This is a genomic window from Micromonospora sp. DT62 (assembly GCF_049847285.1).
GTDB lineage: Bacteria > Actinomycetota > Actinomycetes > Mycobacteriales > Micromonosporaceae > Micromonospora > Micromonospora reichwaldensis.
In genome coordinates this window covers 194243-211648 of record NZ_JBNCOB010000009.1, presented here as the reverse complement: position 1 = coordinate 211648, position 17406 = coordinate 194243, and the positions used below count along the sequence as shown (strand labels likewise).

General features: G+C 71.8%; 16 protein-coding genes. 8 read left to right on the top strand and 8 right to left on the bottom strand.

Annotated features, from left to right (window positions below; genetic code table 11):
- The first annotated feature begins 101 nt into the window (after window positions 1-101).
- On the top strand, window positions 102-1118 hold the full coding sequence (locus tag ACPXCB_RS16070) for an NADPH:quinone reductase (RefSeq protein WP_425876152.1): 1017 nt from the start codon (window positions 102-104) through the stop codon (window positions 1116-1118).
- A gap of 200 nt (window positions 1119-1318) precedes the next feature.
- On the opposite strand, the gene ACPXCB_RS16065 is transcribed toward ACPXCB_RS16070, so the two are convergent.
- Window positions 1319-2968 carry a fatty acid--CoA ligase gene (locus ACPXCB_RS16065; RefSeq protein ID WP_425876150.1) on the bottom strand — a complete coding sequence of 550 codons (1650 nt, stop codon included), beginning with the start codon at window positions 2966-2968 and terminating at the stop codon, window positions 1319-1321.
- An 83-nt stretch (window positions 2969-3051) separates the two neighbouring features.
- On the opposite strand from ACPXCB_RS16065, the gene ACPXCB_RS16060 reads away from it, so the two are divergent.
- Window positions 3052-3543 carry an NUDIX domain-containing protein gene (locus tag ACPXCB_RS16060; protein ID WP_425876148.1) on the top strand — a complete coding sequence of 164 codons (492 nt, stop codon included), beginning with the start codon at window positions 3052-3054 and terminating at the stop codon, window positions 3541-3543.
- A 101-nt stretch (window positions 3544-3644) separates the two neighbouring features.
- Here ACPXCB_RS16060 and ACPXCB_RS16055 read toward each other — a convergent pair whose 3' ends face one another.
- Entirely contained in the window at window positions 3645-5312 is a 1668-nt protein-coding gene (locus ACPXCB_RS16055; RefSeq protein ID WP_425876146.1) for an MDR family MFS transporter, read from the bottom strand.
- Between the two features lie 108 nt (window positions 5313-5420).
- Window positions 5421-5981 (bottom strand): type 1 glutamine amidotransferase domain-containing protein, encoded by a 561-nt coding sequence (locus tag ACPXCB_RS16050; RefSeq protein ID WP_421456966.1) that lies wholly within the window; start codon window positions 5979-5981, stop codon window positions 5421-5423.
- Window positions 5982-6096: 115 nt separating this feature from the next.
- Here ACPXCB_RS16050 and rfaE2 point away from each other — a divergent pair, with 115 nt between their 5' ends.
- Both rfaE2 and ACPXCB_RS16040 read left to right on the top strand, forming a co-directional pair.
- Entirely contained in the window at window positions 6097-7893 is a 1797-nt protein-coding gene (gene rfaE2 / locus ACPXCB_RS16045) for a D-glycero-beta-D-manno-heptose 1-phosphate adenylyltransferase (protein ID WP_425876193.1), read from the top strand.
- Window positions 7890-8768: a glycosyltransferase family 2 protein gene (locus ACPXCB_RS16040; protein ID WP_425876144.1), complete on the top strand. Its 879-nt coding sequence runs from the start codon at window positions 7890-7892 to the stop codon at window positions 8766-8768. The genes rfaE2 and ACPXCB_RS16040 overlap by 4 nt, the downstream gene beginning before the upstream one ends.
- A 67-nt stretch (window positions 8769-8835) precedes the next feature.
- On the opposite strand, the gene ACPXCB_RS16035 is transcribed toward ACPXCB_RS16040, so the two are convergent.
- Together ACPXCB_RS16035 and ACPXCB_RS16030 are read right to left on the bottom strand one after the other, a co-directional pair.
- Window positions 8836-10155, bottom strand: a complete 1320-nt coding sequence (locus ACPXCB_RS16035) for a hypothetical protein (protein WP_425876142.1) — start codon at window positions 10153-10155, stop codon at window positions 8836-8838.
- On the bottom strand, window positions 10148-11047 hold the full coding sequence (locus ACPXCB_RS16030) for an RNA polymerase sigma factor (RefSeq protein ID WP_425876140.1): 900 nt from the start codon (window positions 11045-11047) through the stop codon (window positions 10148-10150). Before ACPXCB_RS16030 ends, ACPXCB_RS16035 begins: the two co-directional genes overlap by 8 nt.
- A 264-nt stretch (window positions 11048-11311) precedes the next feature.
- Between ACPXCB_RS16030 and ACPXCB_RS16025 the strand changes: the two genes are divergently transcribed.
- A complete protein-coding gene (locus tag ACPXCB_RS16025) occupies window positions 11312-11479 on the top strand; it encodes a hypothetical protein (protein WP_393168852.1) in 168 nt (55 codons plus the stop codon).
- 146 nt (window positions 11480-11625) lie between these two features.
- Here ACPXCB_RS16025 and ACPXCB_RS16020 read toward each other — a convergent pair whose 3' ends face one another.
- The 3 genes from ACPXCB_RS16020 to ACPXCB_RS16010 are packed head-to-tail and all read right to left on the bottom strand — an operon-like array spanning window position 11626 to window position 13848.
- Window positions 11626-12747, bottom strand: coding sequence for a glycosyltransferase family 9 protein (locus ACPXCB_RS16020; protein ID WP_425876138.1), 1122 nt, complete (start codon window positions 12745-12747; stop codon window positions 11626-11628).
- A gap of 8 nt (window positions 12748-12755) precedes the next feature.
- Window positions 12756-13304 carry an Hsp20/alpha crystallin family protein gene (locus tag ACPXCB_RS16015; RefSeq protein ID WP_425876136.1) on the bottom strand — a complete coding sequence of 183 codons (549 nt, stop codon included), beginning with the start codon at window positions 13302-13304 and terminating at the stop codon, window positions 12756-12758.
- A 37-nt stretch (window positions 13305-13341) separates the two neighbouring features.
- Window positions 13342-13848, bottom strand: coding sequence for a DUF2231 domain-containing protein (locus ACPXCB_RS16010; protein ID WP_425876134.1), 507 nt, complete (start codon window positions 13846-13848; stop codon window positions 13342-13344).
- A 167-nt stretch (window positions 13849-14015) separates the two neighbouring features.
- Between ACPXCB_RS16010 and ACPXCB_RS16005 the strand changes: the two genes are divergently transcribed.
- The 3 genes from ACPXCB_RS16005 (at window position 14016) to ACPXCB_RS15995 (ending at window position 17304) form a co-directional block, all read left to right on the top strand.
- Entirely contained in the window at window positions 14016-14633 is a 618-nt protein-coding gene (locus ACPXCB_RS16005) for a pyridoxamine 5'-phosphate oxidase family protein (RefSeq protein ID WP_425876132.1), read from the top strand.
- 596 nt (window positions 14634-15229) lie between these two features.
- A complete protein-coding gene (locus ACPXCB_RS16000; protein ID WP_425876131.1) occupies window positions 15230-16015 on the top strand; it encodes a helix-turn-helix domain-containing protein in 786 nt (261 codons plus the stop codon).
- Window positions 16012-17304, top strand: coding sequence for an MFS transporter (locus tag ACPXCB_RS15995; RefSeq protein ID WP_425876129.1), 1293 nt, complete (start codon window positions 16012-16014; stop codon window positions 17302-17304). The genes ACPXCB_RS16000 and ACPXCB_RS15995 overlap by 4 nt, the downstream gene beginning before the upstream one ends.
- Window positions 17305-17406 lie beyond the last annotated feature (102 nt).

Sequence of the window (17406 nt, the reverse complement as noted above, 5' to 3'; positions counted from 1 at the left end):
GCGCCCTGATCACCGGCGGGCCCGTCGCGGGCATGAGCGCGGATCCGCCGGGTACCGCAGCCACGGCGCCCCGGCCGGGGCCGCCGGGTGAGGAGACGGGGATGAAGGCGATCGTGTACGAGCGCACCGGCGACGCCTCGGTGCTGCAACTGGTCGACCGGCCGGTGCCGGAGCCCGGACCCGGCGAGGTCCTGGTGCGGGTGGCGTTCTCCGGGGTGAACCCGACGGACTGGAAGACCCGCTCACAGGGGCCGATGCCGGGCGACTGGCAGACCCCCGGGCAGGACGGCGCGGGGGTGATCGAGGCGGTGGGCGAGGGCGTCGACCGGGACCTGATCGGCGAGCGGGTCTGGCTGTGGGAGGCCGCGTGGCAGCGGCCGTGGGGCACCGCCGCCGAGTACACGGTGGTGCCGGTACGGCAGGCGGTGCCCCTCGGCGACGCCTCCTTCGAGCTGGGCGCCAGCCTGGGCATCCCCTTCCTCACCGCGCACCGCTGCCTCACCGCCGGCGAGTACACGCCGGACCGGCTGCACGCGGGCGCGCTCAGCGACCACACGGTGCTCGTGCAGGGCGGGGCGGGCGCGGTGGGCAACGCGGCCATCCAGCTCGCCCGCTGGGCGGACGCCTGCGTGGTCGCCACCGTCAGCAGCCCGGAGAAGGCGCAGCTGGCGGCGGCGGCCGGCGCGTCCTTCGTGGTCGACTACCGGAAGCAGGACGTGGTCGAGGAGGTCCGCAAGATCGCGCCCGACGGGGTGCACACGATCGTCGAGGTCTCCGCGGCGCGCAACGCCGCCGCCGACGTCCAACTGCTCCGGCGCGGCGGGGCGGTCTGCGTCTACGCCGACGACGGCGGGGACGAGGTGACCCTGCCGATCCGGCCGTTGATGGCGCCGAACGCGCGGTTCCAGTTCGTCCTCGTCTACACCGAGCCGAAGGCGGCCAAGGCCCAGGCGGTGGTGGACGTGGCCGCCGCGGCGGCGCAGGGCGGGATCCGGGTGGGCGAGGAGGCGGGCCTGCCGCTGCACCGTCACCCGCTCTCGGCGGCCGTCGCGGCCCACCAGGCGGTGGAGAACTCGGTGGTCGGGAAGGTGCTGATCACCACGAGCGGGGAAGAGTAACGGCCGGAGGCCGAAAGCCTTCTGAGCTGGGCGGATTTCCCCGTAGTGGGCACAGAGGCGAACAAGTTTCGCAACAATGACGGTGCGGGTACCCCGCATGGAGCGGGCGGCCCCGGCGCGGTGCGAACGCCGGGGCCGCCCCTGGGGAGGGAATTCAGGAGTGTTCCCTACCCCAACAGGCGACGGTGCGCCTGAGAACATTACGGGGCGGTCAGCTCCCGGACACTCAGTTCGCCCCCGGCGTACCGGGAACGGACGACCTTCTTGTCGAACTTGCCGACGCTGGTCTTCGGCACCGCGTCGATGACGGCCCAACGCTCCGGCAGCTGCCAGCGGGCCACCGACCCGGCCAGGAACTCCCGCAGCTCCTCGACCGTCGCCGACGCCCCCTCGCGGAGCACGACGGTGGCCAGCGGCCGCTCACCCCAGCGCTCGTCGGGCACCCCCACCACGCAGGCCTCCAGCACCGCCGGGTGGGCCATCAGGGCGTTCTCCAGCTCGACCGAGGAGATCCACTCACCGCCGGACTTGATGACGTCCTTGGCCCGGTCGGTGAGCGTGATGTACCCGTCCGGCGAGAGGGTGCCGACGTCGCCGGTACGCAGCCAGCCGTCGCGGAACTTCTCCTCGTCCGGCACGTCGTCGCCGACGTACCGGGCGGTCACCCACGGCCCGCGGACCTCCAACTCGCCGACCGACGTCCCGTCGGCGGGCAGCGACTCGCCCAGCGGGCCGACGATGCGGGCCTCGACCCCGGCCGGCACGCGCCCCTGCGTGTAGCGGTAGCGCCAGGCCTCCTCGCCGGTCGCGCCGGCCGGCGGCCGGGAGACCGAGCCCAGCGGGGACATCTCCGTCATCCCCCAGGCGTGGATGACGTCGATGCCGTGCCGCTCGGCGAACGCGTGCATCAGCGCTGGCGGGCAGGCCGAACCGCCGACGATCACCTCCCGCAGCGAGGAACTGTCCACGTCGTGGGCGTCCAGGTGGGCCAGCAGGTCGGTCCAGATGGTCGGCACGGCGCCGGCCAGGGTGGGCCGCTCTGCGGCGATCATGTCGGCGATCGGCGCGGCCTGGAGGAACCGGTCCGGCATGATCAACGACGCCCCGGAGAGGAACGCCGCGTACGGCAGGCCCCAGGCCATCGCGTGGAACATCGGCACGATGGGCAGCTCGCGGTCGGTGGGCCCGAGGCCGAACGCCTCCGGCATGCAGACCTGGAGGGAGTGCAGGTAGATCGAGCGGTGCGAGTAGGCCACGCCCTTCGGGTTGCCGGTGGTCCCCGAGGTGTAGCAGAGGGCGGCGGCGTCGCGCTCGTCCACCTCGGGCCAGTCGAAGACGTCCGGGCGGTCGGCCAGCAGCGCGTCCCAGTGGTGCACGGCGATCCGGTCGCCGGCCGCCGCCGTGAGCGGGGCCGGGTCGCCGCCGCCGACGACCACCACGTGCCGCACGGTGCCCATCTCGCCGATCACCCGGGCCAGCAGCGGGATGAGCGTCGAGTCGACCAGCACCACCCGGTCCTCGGCGTGGTTGGCGATGTAGGCGACCTGGTCCGGGAAGAGCCGGAGGTTGAGGGTGTGCAGCACCGCGCCCATGCTGGGCACCGCGAAGTACGCCACCAGGTGCTCGGCGTTGTTCCACATGAAGGTGGCGACCCGCTCGTCGCCGGTGACACCGCACTCGTCGCGCAGCGCGTGGGCCAGCCGGGCCGCCATACGCCCGACCTCGGCGTACGTCATCCGACGCGGCTCGCCGCCCGTCCAGGTGACGACCTCCGCCGTGCCGTGCACGGTGGCGCCGTGGCCGAGGATCCGGGAGACCTGGAGGGGGGCGTCCATCATCGTGCTACGCATGGGTAACAAAGTAGTGTCGGCGGTCACAGGTTGGGAACCCTGGAATGCCGGTCGAGACCGTAACGGCACCGTAAATTGTCCGGGTGAGCATCTCCTGGGCCGATTCGTACGTGGGACAGCTACGCGCGCTCGCCGGTGACCGGACGCTGATGTTCGTCGGCGCCCGCGCCGTGGTCCGCGACAGGGCGGGGCGCCTCCTGCTGATCCAGCGCTCCGACAACGGGCAGTGGGCCCTGCCCGCCGGGGCGATGGAACTGGGCGAGTCGATCGCCGACTGCGCCGTCCGGGAGGTACGCGAGGAGACCGGGCTGCGCGCACTGCGGGTCAGCGCCTTCGCCCTCTACACGGGCCCGGACCGCACCCACACCAACATGTACGGCCACACGTACCAGATCTTCACGACCGCGTTCCGCGTCGACGAGTGGGACGGGGAACTGACCCGGGTCACCGACGAGACGACCGACGCGGGCTTCTTCCACCGGGCGCAACTGCCGGCCCCGCTCTCCGCGAGCGTCGCCGAGACCGTCGCCGACCTGGACGTCTTCGAGCAGACCAACCGGCTGATCCTCAAGTAGGCCGGCCGACCCGGCCCCGACCGGTCCCGACCCGGAGCCCCAGGTCGGGGCCGGAGCCGAGGCCGAGATCGGGGCCGGGGTCGCGGTCGAGGTCGGGCCGGTCAGAGCATCGTCTGGCTCTTCGCCTCCATCTCGGCGGCGGCCTCCTGCTTCGACTCCCTGTCCAGCGGCTTGCCGCCGGGTGCCGGGCCCTCGCCGCCGAGGCCGTCCGTGCCGCCCGTGGCGCCGCCCGGGCCCGCACCACGCAGCTTCTCGTTCGGCAGCGCCAACGTGACCAGCACCGCCACGATCGCGATCAGGCCGGTGGTCAGGAAGACCAGGTGCAGCGACTCGACGAACGCCGCCTGGACGGCCGCGCGCACCGGGGCGGGGAGCGCCAGGATGGTCGCCGGATCGTTGACCGACACGTCCGCCCCGCCGCTCGCCGCGACGGCGGCCTGCTGCTCCGGCGGCAGTACGGCGATCGCGCCCGGCAGCCGGTCCGCGAGTTCCGAGGTGAGCCGCGACGACAGCACCGCGCCGAGGATGGCGACGCCGAACGAGCCGCCCAGCGACCGGAAGAACGTCGCCGACGAGGTGCCGGCGCCCAGGTCCCGCATCGACACGGAGTTCTGCACGGCCAGGATCAGCGACTGCATGCAGAGCCCCAGCCCGATCCCGATCACGACCATGAAGCCGAAGGCCGCCCAGAGCGAGGTGTCCACCTCCAGCCGGGTGAACAACAGCATGCCGACCAGCAGCACCGCCGCGCCGGACACCGGGAACCACTTGTACCGGCCGATCCGGCTCATCGCCCGGCCGGTCAGCACCGAGGTGACGATGATGCCGGCCATCATCGGCAGCATCAGCAGGCCGCTGCGGGTGGGCGAGGCGCCCCGGACGATCTGGAGGTAGAGCGGGATGAAGATGATCGAGCCGAACATCACCAGGCCGAGCACGAAGCCGGCCGAGTTGGCCAGCGCGAACGTGGCGCTGCGGAACAGCCGCAGCGGCAGGATCGGCTCGGCCACCCGGGCCTCCTGGAGCACGAAGAGCACGCCGAGCACCGCGCCCGCGACGAAGAGGCCGATGATCACCCCGGAGCCCCAGGCGTACTCGTTGCCGCCCCAGCTCAGCGCGAGCAGCAGGCAGCTCACCCCGGCGACCAGCAGCGCCGCGCCGAGCCAGTCGATCGAGTGGTCACGCCTGGTGAACGGGATCAGCCGCAGCACCCGGGAGCACACGATGATCGCCAGGATCCCCAGCGGCACGTTGATGTAGAAGATCCACCGCCAGTCGGTCTCAGCGAAGTAGCCGCCGACCAGCGGCCCGGCGACCGACGAGAGGCCGAAGACCGCCCCGAACAGGCCCTGGTAGCGGCCTCGCTCCCGGGGCGACACCACGTCCGAGATGATGGTGAACGCGAGCGTCATCAGGCCGCCGGCGCCGAGGCCCTGGACCCCCCGGGTGACGATGAGCTGGGTCATGTCCTGCGACAGGCCGGCCAGCAGCGAGCCGAGCAGGAACGTGCCGATGGAGAAGAGGAAGACGGGGCGTCGCCCGTACAGGTCGGCCATCTTGCCGTAGAGCGGCGTCGAGGCCGTGGATGCCAGCAGGTACGCGGTCACCACCCACGAGTAGTGGTTGATCCCGCCCAACTCGCCGACGATGGTCGGCAGCGCGGTGCCGACGATGGTCTGGTCGAGCGCGGCCAACAACATGCCGGTCATCAGGCCGAACATCAGCAGCCGGATCTGTCGCCCGCCGAGCGCCGGGGCTTCCGTGGTCATCCCGCCTCCTTTCCCCGCTCACCCGAAACATGCGTGCGGAGCGTAGGGCACCTCGTCGATCATGGGGCCGGTGGCGCTCCGGCCACCGACCTCACGACCAACGATCGGTCAGCGGGACGAGTGCGGGCCCTCGGCGAACTCTTCGACGATCTTGGCGCAGAAGGCCGGCAGATCGTCCGGCTTGCGGCTGCTGACCAGGCCGCCGTCCGTGACGACCTGCTCGTCGACCCAGTCCGCGCCGGCATTGGCCAGGTCTGTGCGCAGGCTGGGCCAGGAGGTGAGCCGGCGGCCCCGCACCACGTCCGCCTCGATGAGCGTCCACGGCCCGTGGCAGATCACCCCGACCGGCTTGCCGGCGTCGAAGAACGCCCTGACGAAGCGCACCGCGTCCGCGTCGGCCCGCAGGAAGTCCGGGTTCGCCACCCCGCCCGGCAGCACCAGCGCGTCGTAGCCGGCCGCGTCCGCGTCGGCCGCGGTCACGTCCACGTCGTACGTCTTCGACTGGTCCAGGTGGTTGAAGGACTGGATGGTGCCGGGCTTGAGCGAGACCAGCTCCACCGTGGCGCCGGCCTGCTCCACCGCCTCGCGGGGCTGGACGTACTCGACCTCCTCGACGCCGTCGGCGGCCAGGAACGCGATCCGCTTGCCCTGAAGTGTCGTCGCTGCCATCTCGGTCTCTCTCCTCTCCGGGGGTACCGTCCGTCCCTTCCCGGGGCCCGGTGCCCGAAACCCCTCCCCGACGGCGGCAGGTTTGGCCCGGATGCCCCGGGGGACCCGGGACGGCATGGCAGGAGGAGCAGCGGAACAGCGCCGGCTCACCGCGGTGGTGGAGGGCTGGCTGGGTCGTCCCGTCCTGGTCGTCGGGGACGCCATGCTCGACGAGTGGCGCTTCGCCGAGTCCGACCGGCTCTGCCGGGAGGCGCCAGCCCCGGTCCTCACCCTCCGCCGGCGGATCTCCGCAGCCGGCGGGGCGGCGAACACCGCCGTCAACGTCGCCGCACTCGGAGGTCGGGCGGTGCTGGTGGCGCCGGTCGGCGCGGACGTCGCCGGCGACGAACTGCACGACTGTCTGGACCGGGCCGGCGTGTGGGACCGTACGGTCAACCAGCCCGCACGGCCGACGCCGGTGAAGCGGCGGATGCTGGCGGGCAACCAGATCCTGCTCCGGGAGGACTCCGGCGACCCCGACGACGTGCTCGACGCCGACGGGGTGGCCCGCCTGCTCACCGCGCTGGACTGCGCCACCGAGGAGCTGCGCGCGGCGGGTGGCGAGGCGCCCACCCTGGTGGTCTGCGACTACGGCCTGGGCGCGCTGCCCGCGCCCGTGCGCGCCTGGCTGGTGACCCACCGGGAGCGGTACGCGACGGTCGCGCTGGACGCCCACGACCTGGCGGACTGGCGTGGCCTGGCCCCGACGGTGGTGACCCCCAGCTTCGCCGAGGCGACCCGGCTGCTCGCCCGGGCCGCCGGCGCCCGCCCGGCGCCCGGTGCCGGGCTGCACCTGGACCACCCGGACGGCGACCCGGCCGACGGCCCCTCCGAACTGACGGTGGGCGTCTCCCCCGGCGGGGTCGCGCCGCACCACGCCGCCCACCGCCCCGGCCCGACGAACCCGACCGGCGAGCCGACGGCCGGCGAGGGCCGGGTGGCGATGACCGGGAACGGGCTCACCGTGACCGGCACCGGCGTCACCGTCAACGCCACGGCCGGCGAGGGCGTCGACCGGGCCGTGCTGGCCGAGTCCCGCCTCGCCGAGCTGCGCGCGCACACCGGCGCGGACGTGGTGGCGGTGACCCTGGACACCGACGGCGCGGTGGTCGGCGGGGCGGACGGCGAGCCCCGGCGCAGCCACAGCACCCCCGTGCCGGCCAGCCACGCGGTCGGGGCGGGCGACGCGTACCTGGCGGCGATGACGCTGGCGCTGGCCGCCGACGCGCCGCTGCCCACCGCCGCCCAGCTCGCCCAGCTCGCCGCGACCATCACCGTCTCGGACACCGGCACCTGCGTGTGCCGCCGGGAGGACCTGCTCGTCGCGCTGGACGCACCGGTCGACGGGGCGGGCCACCGGGCGTTGGTCGGCACCGACGAGCTGGCCGCGATCGTCGAGGAACACCGCCGGGCGGGCCGCGCGATCGTCTTCACCAACGGCTGCTTCGACGTGCTGCACCGGGGCCACGTGCGCTACCTGGAGCAGGCCCGCGCGCTCGGCGACCTGCTGGTGGTGGCGGTCAACTCCGACGGCAGCGTACGCCGGCTGAAGGGCCCGGACCGGCCGGTGAACCCGGTCGAGGACCGGATCGCCCTGCTCGCCGCGCTGGCGTGCGTCGACCACGTGGTGGTCTTCGAGGAGGACTCCCCGACGGATCTGATCGAGGCGGTCCGCCCCGACGTGTACGTCAAGGGCGGCGACTACCCGCCGGAGATGGTGCCCGAGGCGCCACTGGTACGCCGCCTCGGCGGGCAGGTCCGCACCCTCGGGTACGTCCCCGACCGGTCCACCTCGGCGATCATCGACCGGATCCGGGCGCACGGCCAGGAGCCGCAGGAGGAGGACACCTCCCTGACGCCCGAGCCGTCGTGAACCGCCCGCTCGACCTCGGCACGGCCGGCGGGTTCCGCGCGGATCGGCTGCTCGACGTGCTGATCCCGACCCGCAACCGCCCCGCCGAACTGGCGGTCACCCTCTCCGGGCTGGCCGCCCAGGAGGGCGTACCCGGATTCGGGGTGGTGGTCAGCGACCAGTCCGACGGCGACGCCGCGTACCGGCATCCGGCGGCGGCCACCATGGTCCGGGCGCTGCGCCACCGGGGGCACCCCGTGCTGCTGACCCGCCGGCTGCCCCGGCGCGGGCTGGCCGAGCACCGGGCGTACCTGCTGGCTGCGTCCGCCGCCCGGTACGTGCTCTGCCTCGACGACGACGTCTGGCTGGAGCCGGGCACGCTGCGCCGGCTGGTCACCGCCATCGGGGAGCTGGGCTGCGGCTTCGTCGGCAACGCGGTGCACGGGCTGTCGTACGCCGACGACGTCCGGCCGGAGACGCACCGGCACTACGAGGAGTGGACCGGGCGGCCCGCCCCGGAACGGATCCGGCCGGGCACGCCGCAGTGGGACCGGGCGTCGATCCATTCGGCGGCGAACCTGCTGCACGTCACGGGGCAGCTGGACCTGCCGTCGGGTGGCTGGCGGGCGTACAAGGTGTCCTGGATCGGCGGCTGCGTGCTCTACGACCGGGCGAAGCTGGTCGACTCCGGCGGGTTCGACTTCTGGCGGCGGGTGCACGAGAAGCACCAGGGCGAGGACGTCGCCGCCCAACTCGCCGTGCTGGCGCGCTTCGGCGGCGCCGGCGTCCTGCCCAGCGGCGCGTACCACCTGGAGTCGCCGACCACGGTCACCGACCGGGAGGTGGAGGCGTGGGAGGTCGTGCTCGCCGAGGAGGAGACGGCGCAGCCGGCCTGAGCGGCGGCGCAGGGGCTCCTTTGGCAGAGGGAATGCTTACACCCGGTTCGTATTGCGCGCCGTACTATTACGCAAACTGCCCGTCGTATTCGTAGCGCCCCTGCCGTCGCGCCTCCATGTCTCCCATCAGGGGAAGCGGCAGTCCGTCTGCTGTCCGGGATCGGGGGAAGGGCGTCCGCCTGTAGGGCACCTCGCTTTCCACCCCCAGCAGCATTCGCACCACCATGCCCACCAGGGCAGGCAAGCCCCTTTGCCCGGCACGGCATCCCGCACAGGCTTCGACCGTTGTCTCCAAAGTTCGGTCGAAACTAACGCTGCTCACCCATTGGACGATCCTGTCTCGAGCGTCGTCGACCTGCATTCCCGCAATTCGCAGCGCCTCGTCCACCAGAGTAAGCACATAGGCTGCGCCTCTCACGTCAAGCTCTCCTGGCAGCCGGCCCACTGCTTCCCTTCGCAATCGGATGCCCCTCGCCAGCAACGATACGTATTCAGGCAGATAGTTGATGCCCCCTTCCCGGTGCAGCAACTCCATCAAGTTGACGATGTACTCGGCGTCTCTCGGCAGTTCAGCTGCTTCCTTTGGTGACACCGCTCGCGCCTGCGCACCGGGCACAGGCCCATCGTCCGACCTCACCTTCGACAAGGTCGGCTCACTCGGCAACGCTGATTCTGGTTGCTGCCCGGCAGGCTCTTGCTGCTGCCCGCACTGGTCGCGCCGGACTACGCGGACTGCGCATTCTGCCGAAATTCCATGCTCCCGCAGCACCTGACTGAGAGCATTCTCGAAAAGAATCTGCTTGCCGATGCTGTCCGGAATCTCGCTCCCGGCGTATCCGAGGCGACGCGCAGCAATAGGGATCAGGTCGGAAGAGAGTGAACTCAACTGATGTCGGGCGGCCTTTTCAGGCTCGGCAAGTTCCCACCAGATCGCTGCTTCTATCGCCACACTCCCTCGATTTTCGAGCGGCACTGGCACCAACCACTCTAGCTTGCACCGGTATGCCTGGCCAGTCTCTGCAACCAAGATGTTCCACTCTTGGCGGTGGGCACCTCCCGGCAGGCAATACCTCGGGGGCTTGAGTTCGAGACACTGCCCATCGCGACTGACGGCGAGGAGTTCACGATCGGCGGGAAGCGGATTGTCGACGGGCAGGGAGCCATCGAGGTTCGGGACAACACTGATGAGGCTCACCAACACAGTCGAAGATTCAGGCAAGCTGTCCCATTGCCGGTCTGGTACGTCCTGACGGGTCAACCCACGCAGCCGCATGGCCGAGTCGAGCGGGACGTCGTTCTGCGCCTCGAACGCCTCCCTGCAGCCGAGCGAGGAGTCGTCGATCAACTGAGCAATGAGTTCCAGATCCGGCGGGGTGGAATCAGACATGGTGTCCTCCCGACCGCTCGATGATCTCCATCGCCCGCGGTCTACCCCGTCGTAGCAGGTTCTCAACCGCCTTCGGAGTGCGTCCCAACATCTCGGCGATATCTGCGTGCGAGGCACCTTCCGCCCTCATCTTCAGGGCAACCCAGGTGGCTTCATCCAGTTCTGCGGTGAGCGCGGCGGTCAGGACGATGTAGTCCTCCACCCCGCCGTGTCCCGCTTCAGGCAGTTCCTCCCGCACCTCGACCGGATGCCGCCGACGGTATTCACGATGCCACTTGCGATAGATCCCCGGGTAGACCTGGATGCACGCACCGATGTAGTAGGTGAGGAGGGACGCGCCACCATCCGGACGCCAACGGCCGCCGATCAGTGCGACGCGGCGGAACAGCGCAGCCCCCTCCACGGCGGTATCCGTCGCGAGGTCGTCGACATCCTGCCGATCGACGCCCTCCGGCAGCACACCCACCGGCCGACCTACCTCTCGGCATTTACGAGACATCTTGCCGCTCTTGATCCAAGACCTACAGTAGCGATGACCAGCGATGACCAGCCGCTCAGCCACCAGGTCGTACTCTGGTCCGGCGAAGTTGTTCTTCGCCAGCCGTGCCACCAGCAACCGATCACCTTCGCGCGCGTCGCCGTCACCCTGCTTAGGGGCCTTCGGGGCAGCAGTGTGGACCAGCGGAGTGAGAGCCCGGATCCTGCCATCCTGAATTTCCTTCACATAGTTGGAAGTGGGGTCGAACTCGGAAGCCTCAGCGAGGTTTGCCGCCTCTACCCGCAGTTGTATGTCAGATGGCGATTCACCAGGGCTGGCAGGCGTCTCCGTAGGGGGAAGTGTTGTCGCTCCGCTCTCAGAGCGTTCCAGATCACTGCTCCCTTGAATATCCACAGGCGAGAGCCTCCCCACGGGTCTGGTGATCTTCAGTCAAGTCCTATGTCACGGCAACACCGCTGCCCCTCGGCGTCTCCGTAAGATCCTTTGTGAACCTCCCCATAAGATCATTCAGGGGGGAAGTCCGGTGCTGCGCATATTACCCATGCAGAACATCTTTCACCGCCGACGCAGCCGGAGAGTCTCATGTCGAACACCACCGCTCCCCACGGCCCGACACCTGCTCCCGCCGGAGCGCCGCATACACCACGCTGGATCTGGGTGCTGCTCATGCTGCTCACCGCGAGCCTGGTTGGCTGCATCGCCGGCCTGCTCGCGTTCGCTGCCGGCAGTAACGTGCCGGCCGCCATCCTCACGGGCGGTAGCGCGTTCGCCGGCACCGTGGCACTGCTGCTGGCCATCGCCCACTTCGCCTACGGGCAGAAGTGATCCCTGACGATCAACAGGCCCACCACGCCGTTCGAGCCAAAGGAGTCCTCTCGCCGCGAGAGGACTCCTTTTTGGTCCTCGCTGACCGCCTGTCGGCCCCATCTGCCCTGCTCTTCCGCCCTGAGCGCGTCAGGTCTACCGGCCGCTCAGGGGGCGCCGGGCTCCGGGCGGAGCAGCTCGCGGGCCGCCTCCAGGACCTCGACCACCGGCACGTCGGTGACGAAGGAGTCCCGGTGTGGGCACTCGCCGTCGCCGGGGCGGTGCGGGTAGATGCCCGGGGTGCAGTCCACCCCGCAGACCGGGCAGAGCACCGTCCACGAGCTGATCGGCCGGTGCCGGCCGCGCAGCAGGTTCGCCACCGTGATCAGGTTGCCGACCCAGTAGATGCCGACGGTCGAGGTGCCCACGGCGGCGGCCAGGTGCAGTGGCCCGGTGTCGTTGGAGACCACCAACTGGCAGCCGGCGTAGCAGCCGGCCAGGCCGCCGAGGCTGAGCGTGCCCACCTGCGGCCGGACCGGCACCCCGGCCGCCGCGACCACCCGGTCCACCACGTCCTGCTCGGCGGGCGTGCCCGTGACCAGCACCTCGTACCCGTCGCCGACCAGCTCGCGGGCCACCTCGGCGAAGCGTTCGGCGGGCCACCGGCGGCGGGTGTCCGTGGCGCCGGGGTGCAGCGCCACTCTCGGCCGCTCCGCCGGGCCGAGCACCTCGGCCGCCTCGGCCCGGTCGGCGTCGGTCACGGCCAGCGCCGGGACGATCGTGGTGGCGCCCGCGCCGACCAGGCCGGCCACCTCCAGGTAACGGATCACCTCCTGCTGGTAGTAGACGTACCGGATCCAGCGGTCCAGCGGTGGCGCGTCCTCGGCGCGCAGCCCGGCGGTGACCCGCGCGCCGAGGGAGCCGACGAACGGGTTGGAGTTGGCCCCGCCGCCGTGCAGCTGCAACGCCAGGTCGAAGCGTTCCTCGCGGGCCGCGGCCAGGAAGTCGCCAAGCGCCGACTCCGGCTCGCCCGGATCGGGGCCCCGGAGCCCCGGCGCGGGCGGCACGACCAGCACGCGGTCCACCGGCCCGGGCCGGTCGCGCCAGAACTTCGCGTGCCACGGCGCGCCGAGCAGCACGATCTCCGCTTCCGGGTACGCGGCCCGCAGCGCGTCCAGCGCCGGCAGGACGAAGATGAAGTCCCCGAGCGCGTTGGCGCGCAGCACGGCGATCCGCGCGACGTCGGGCACGCGGCCGGTGGCCGGGCCGAGCAGGTTCGGGGTGCCCACGCGGCTCGTTACGGCCGGTCGGTCTCGCCGACGGCGATGTCCGGGTGGTGCATCTCCCGGTCCGCGGCCGGGTCGAGGACGCTCGGCGTACCCCCGTCGGGGCCGGCGGGTCGGGGCCCGGTGCGGCCGACGGTGATGGTGCGCGGCGCGGGCCGGGCGGCCCGGGGCAGCCGCACCCGGAGCAGGCCGTGGTCCATGACCGCGTCGATGCTGTCGGGGTCCACCCGGGACGGCAGGTCGACCCGGTACTCGAAGCCCCTGGTCTCGAAGCCACCGGGGATGCCGTGGTCGGCGTTGACCTCGGCCTCGGAGCGGGCCCGGACGCAGAGCTCGCGGTCGTCCAGTTCGACGGCCACCTCCTCCGGCGCCACCCCGGGCAGCCGCACCACGACCTCCCAGCCGTCGGCGGTCTCGGCCATCTCGACGTCCGGCGGCCCGGTCCGGCCGCCGACCAACCGGCGCAGCTCCGAACGCAGGGACTGGAGTTCGCCCATCGGATCCCAGCCCTGCTGCCGGCCGCGCCAACCTCGGCCGGTCCCGCCGCTCTGCTCGCTCATGCCGGCCCTCCGCTGACGACCCGCTCGCTGCGTTCGCTCATTGCACCTCTCCGATCCGCTGGGTGGCCGCCGGCGATCGCAGTGAGCTGGGCGCGTCCAGCCCGGCCTCCCGGTCCACGCCGACGCCGAGCCGGTCGACCAGTTCCCCGCCCAGCCAGGCGCTCAGGCCGAGGATGGCCAGCGCGACCACCTCGATGGCGATCAGCGCGCCCCCGGCGGCCCGGGAGTCGGCGTTGAGCCGGACCACCCAGATCGCGGCGAAGAGCAGGATCACCGCCACGTTGGCGGCGGCGTGGGTCAGCGCCACCCGCTTCGCGCGGGTGGCCGACGGGATGGCCAGCAGGTCGAACGTCCCGGCCGCCGCGGCCAGCAGGCCGCCGATCAGGCCGACGGTGATGTTCCAGTACGCGACCTCGCCGAGGAAGTCCGGCCCGCCGACGGTGTCCACCAGGTCGAACAGAACCGCAGTGACCAGCAGGCCGACCGGGAACATGACCAGCATCGGGTGGACGGGATGACCCAGCACCTTGAGCCGGCTCTCCATCGGGCCTCCACTGCTCGGTCTCTCCGGGCGGGTCGGGTCGGTCTCTCCGACCGGGTCGGATGACGCGGTACCCCCGCCCTGGAGGGACAAACGTCGCGCTGGTCGCGCTCTAGGCTGACTCGTGGCGGACACCCCGCCACCGGAGTCAACGGACGGGGGAGGATCACGTGACGGTGGAGATCACCTCGCACGAGGAACTGCGCGAGCTGCTGGGGGCCCCGATGCCGCGCGCGGTGACCAAGGAGCGGCCCGTCCTGCACGCGCGGGACCGGGACTGGCTGGCCGCGTCGCCGTTCTGCCTGGTGGCGACGGCAGGCGCGGACGGCAGCTGCGACGTCTCGCCGAAGGGCGACCCGCCCGGCTTCGCGCTGGTGCTGGACGAGCGGACCGTCGCCATCCCGGAGCGGCCGGGCAACCGGCGCGCCGACGGCTACCGCAACATCCTGGACAACCCGCACGTCGGATTGATCTTCCTGATCCCCGGGCGTACGGACACGCTACGGATCAACGGCCGGGCCCGACTGGTCCGCGACGCGCCGTGGTTCGACGACATGGTGGTCAAGGGGCACCGCCCGATCCTCGCCGTGGTGGTGGAAATCGAGCAGATCTTCTACCACTGCGCCAAGGCGTTCCTGCGCTCCGAGCTGTGGCAACCGGAGAGCTGGCAGCCGGACGCACTGCCGTCCCGGGCCCGGCTGATCAAGGAGGTCGAGAACCCGGCCGAGAGCCTGGCCGACCTGGAACGCCACTTCGGCCCGAACTACGCCACCACCATCTACACCTGACGCCTCCCCGCCAACTCCTGAGCCTCCCCCGCTCGCACCTGCCGCCTCGCCACCAGCCCTCTGAGCCCTCCCCGCCCGCACCTGCCGCCTCGCCACCAGCCCTCTGAGCCCTCCCCGCCCGCACCTGCCGCCTCGCCGTCAGGCTCCTGAGCCCTCCCCCGCGCTGGGCCATGTCTCCCGGGCCGCGTTCCTGACGGCCCGCGCGGGTGGCACACCGCGCGGCCACCCGCCGCAGGTGTGGCAAGCCGGAGCCCACGGCGCCACCATCCTCCGTGTAGATCTGCCGCCTGCCGTCCGAGCGGCGGTGGCGCCGGCACCTGGATCAGCGGCGGGCGCGGCACCCTCTCCCAGTTGAGCCCTCTGGTGATCAGGACGCCTGGAGATGTGGCACGCCGTTGGCCCCACCGCGCCACCTGCCAGGGCACCCTCCCCAGTGAGCCCTTGGTGATCAGGACGCCATGGACGTTACCGGGCGCTTTTGACGTCCATGGCGTCCTGATCACCTGCGGCTGATGCGGTGTTGGGCGGCCTCCGACGGGGTGGGTGGTGAGCTACGGGTATTGCTAAAGGGTTCTTTATAAAGATAGCTTTAGGATATGTCGCTGCCCGAGGTGAAACTCTCCGACCCCAAGGCCCTGCGCGGGTACGCGCACCCGCTGCGGATGGCGCTGATCGGTCTGCTGCGCCAGCAGGGCCCGATGACCGCGACCCAGGCTGCCGAGCGGCTCGGCGAGAGCGTGCCGAACTGCTCGTTCCACCTCCGGCAGCTCGCCAAGTACGGGCTCGCCGAGCGGGCACCCGGTGCCGACGCCCGCGAACGGCCCTGGCGGGCCACCGCCCTCAACACCTCCTGGGACGACGTCTCGGACGACCCACAGACCCGCGCGGCCGTCGACGAACTGAGCGCCGTCCAGCTCGCCCTCTACGTCCGCAAGGCCGAGGAGTTCCTGGCCCGGCGCGCCGACGAGTCCACGGCCTGGCGGGCAGTCACCGGCTTCGCCGACCGGCCGGTCTACGTCACCGTCGACGAGATGGCCGCGCTCAGAGCACGGATCGACGCCCTCTTCACCGAGTACGACGACCGGATCGCCGACCCGGCGAAGCGTCCGGCCGGCAGCCGGAAGGTCAACCTCATCCGCCTGGCCCTGCTCGCCGACCCGCCACCCACCGATGCCCTAGCCGACGCCACCGGCCCGACCGCCACCACCAACGCCAACACGGCCACCGCCAACGCCAACGCCAATACGACCGCCCCCGGAGCCAGCCCGACCACCGAGCATGCCGATGCGGCCACCGCCAGCGCCGTCAGCGGCGGTGACGGGGAACCTCCGGCCGCCGGTCCGGCTGCCCGCGACCTCGGTGAGCAGAAGGGCGACCGGTGAGCGGTCAGGTGACCGGCATCCCGGTTGCCGCCCCGCCCGGCGGTCCCGCCCGGCGCGGCCCGCTGCCCCGGCTGCTGCGCGAGCGCGTGTTCCGTCGGTACTGGTCGGCGCAGACCGTGTCGTACTTCGGCGACGAGATCTCCACCCTGGCCCTGCCGCTGCTGGCCGTGCTGGTCTTCGAGGCGACCCCCGCCGAGATGGGCTACCTGACCGCCGCCGCGCTCGCCCCGAACCTGCTCTTCTCGCTGCTCGCCAGCGCCTGGGTCGACCGGTACCCGCACAAGCGCCGGCTCATGATCCTGACGGACCTCGGGCGGGCGCTGCTGCTCACCGCCGTGCCGGTGGCGTACGTGCTGGACCTGCTGACGATGCCGCAGCTCTACCTGGCGGCCTTCGCGGTCGGCACGCTCGCCGTGATCTTCGAGGTCGCCCGGGGGCCGCTCTTCGTCTCCGTCGTCGGGCGCGCCGACTACGTCGAGGCGAACACCCTCATCAACGGCAGCCGGGCGATGTCCCTGGTGGCAGGGCCGAGCGTCGGCGGCGTCCTCGTGCAGGTGCTCACCGCGCCGATCGCCCTGGTCGCCGACGCGCTGTCGTACGTCGTGTCCGCGTACTTCCTGGTGCGGATCCGGCCGACGGAGCCGGCGCCCGCGCGCGGCGGCGGACTGGCCCTCGGCGCCGGGCTGCGGTTCATCGCGCGGACGCCGATGATGCGCGCGACCGTGCTCGGCACCACCACGATCAACCTGTTCAACTTCATGTTCATCGCCCTCTTCGTGCTCTACGCCACGCAGGAGCTGGGCCTCGCTCCCGGCCTGCTGGGCGCCGTGCTGGGCGCGGGCGCGGTGGGCGGCCTGATCGGGGCGGCGCTCACCGGCCGGTTGGTCCGCCGCTTCGGCGTCGGCCCGACGCTGCTGGCCGGGTTCGTCCTCTTCCCCGCCCCCCTGGTGCTCATCCCCCTCGCCGGTGGGCCGACACCGCTGATGGTCGGGATGCTCTTCGCCGCCGAGTTCCTCTCCGCCGCCGGGGTGATGCTGCTCGACATCACGGTCGGCTCGGTGCAGACCGCGCTGACCCCGGAGGCGCTGCTGGCGCGGATCGCCGGGGCCCGGCGCACCATCAACTACGGCATCCGGCCGATCGGCGCGCTGCTCGGCGGCGCGCTCGGCAGCGCCCTCGGCGTACGGCCGGCGTTGTGGATCGCGACGGCGGGCGCGCTCGCCGGGGTGCTGTGGGTCGCCTTCTCCCCGGTACGCCGCCTGCGCGGGCTTCCCGAACAGGCCGACTGACCGGCCCCGACGGGCGATCGGCAGCCCTCCGATGTGGTGTGTCGGCAGGTCCGGCGGTTTAGTGCCCTCGATCGGGGTAGGAGTTTCGTTGACGATGACGGC

Excerpts from the sequence above, each read along its gene's own strand:
- ACPXCB_RS16010 (WP_425876134.1), bottom strand. The coding sequence starts at position 13,848 with ATGGAGAGCCGGCTCAAGGTGCTGGGTCATCCCGTCCACCCGATGCTG.
- rfaE2 (WP_425876193.1), top strand. The coding sequence starts at position 6,097 with ATGGCAGGAGGAGCAGCGGAACAGCGCCGGCTCACCGCGGTGGTGGAG.
- ACPXCB_RS16000 (WP_425876131.1), top strand. The coding sequence starts at position 15,230 with ATGTCGCTGCCCGAGGTGAAACTCTCCGACCCCAAGGCCCTGCGCGGG.
- ACPXCB_RS16015 (WP_425876136.1), bottom strand. The coding sequence starts at position 13,304 with ATGAGCGAGCAGAGCGGCGGGACCGGCCGAGGTTGGCGCGGCCGGCAG.
- ACPXCB_RS16070 (WP_425876152.1), top strand. The coding sequence starts at position 102 with ATGAAGGCGATCGTGTACGAGCGCACCGGCGACGCCTCGGTGCTGCAA.
- ACPXCB_RS16055 (WP_425876146.1), bottom strand. The coding sequence starts at position 5,312 with ATGACCACGGAAGCCCCGGCGCTCGGCGGGCGACAGATCCGGCTGCTG.
- ACPXCB_RS16035 (WP_425876142.1), bottom strand. The coding sequence starts at position 10,155 with ATGTCTGATTCCACCCCGCCGGATCTGGAACTCATTGCTCAGTTGATC.
- ACPXCB_RS16065 (WP_425876150.1), bottom strand. The coding sequence starts at position 2,968 with ATGCGTAGCACGATGATGGACGCCCCCCTCCAGGTCTCCCGGATCCTC.
- ACPXCB_RS16050 (WP_421456966.1), bottom strand. The coding sequence starts at position 5,981 with ATGGCAGCGACGACACTTCAGGGCAAGCGGATCGCGTTCCTGGCCGCC.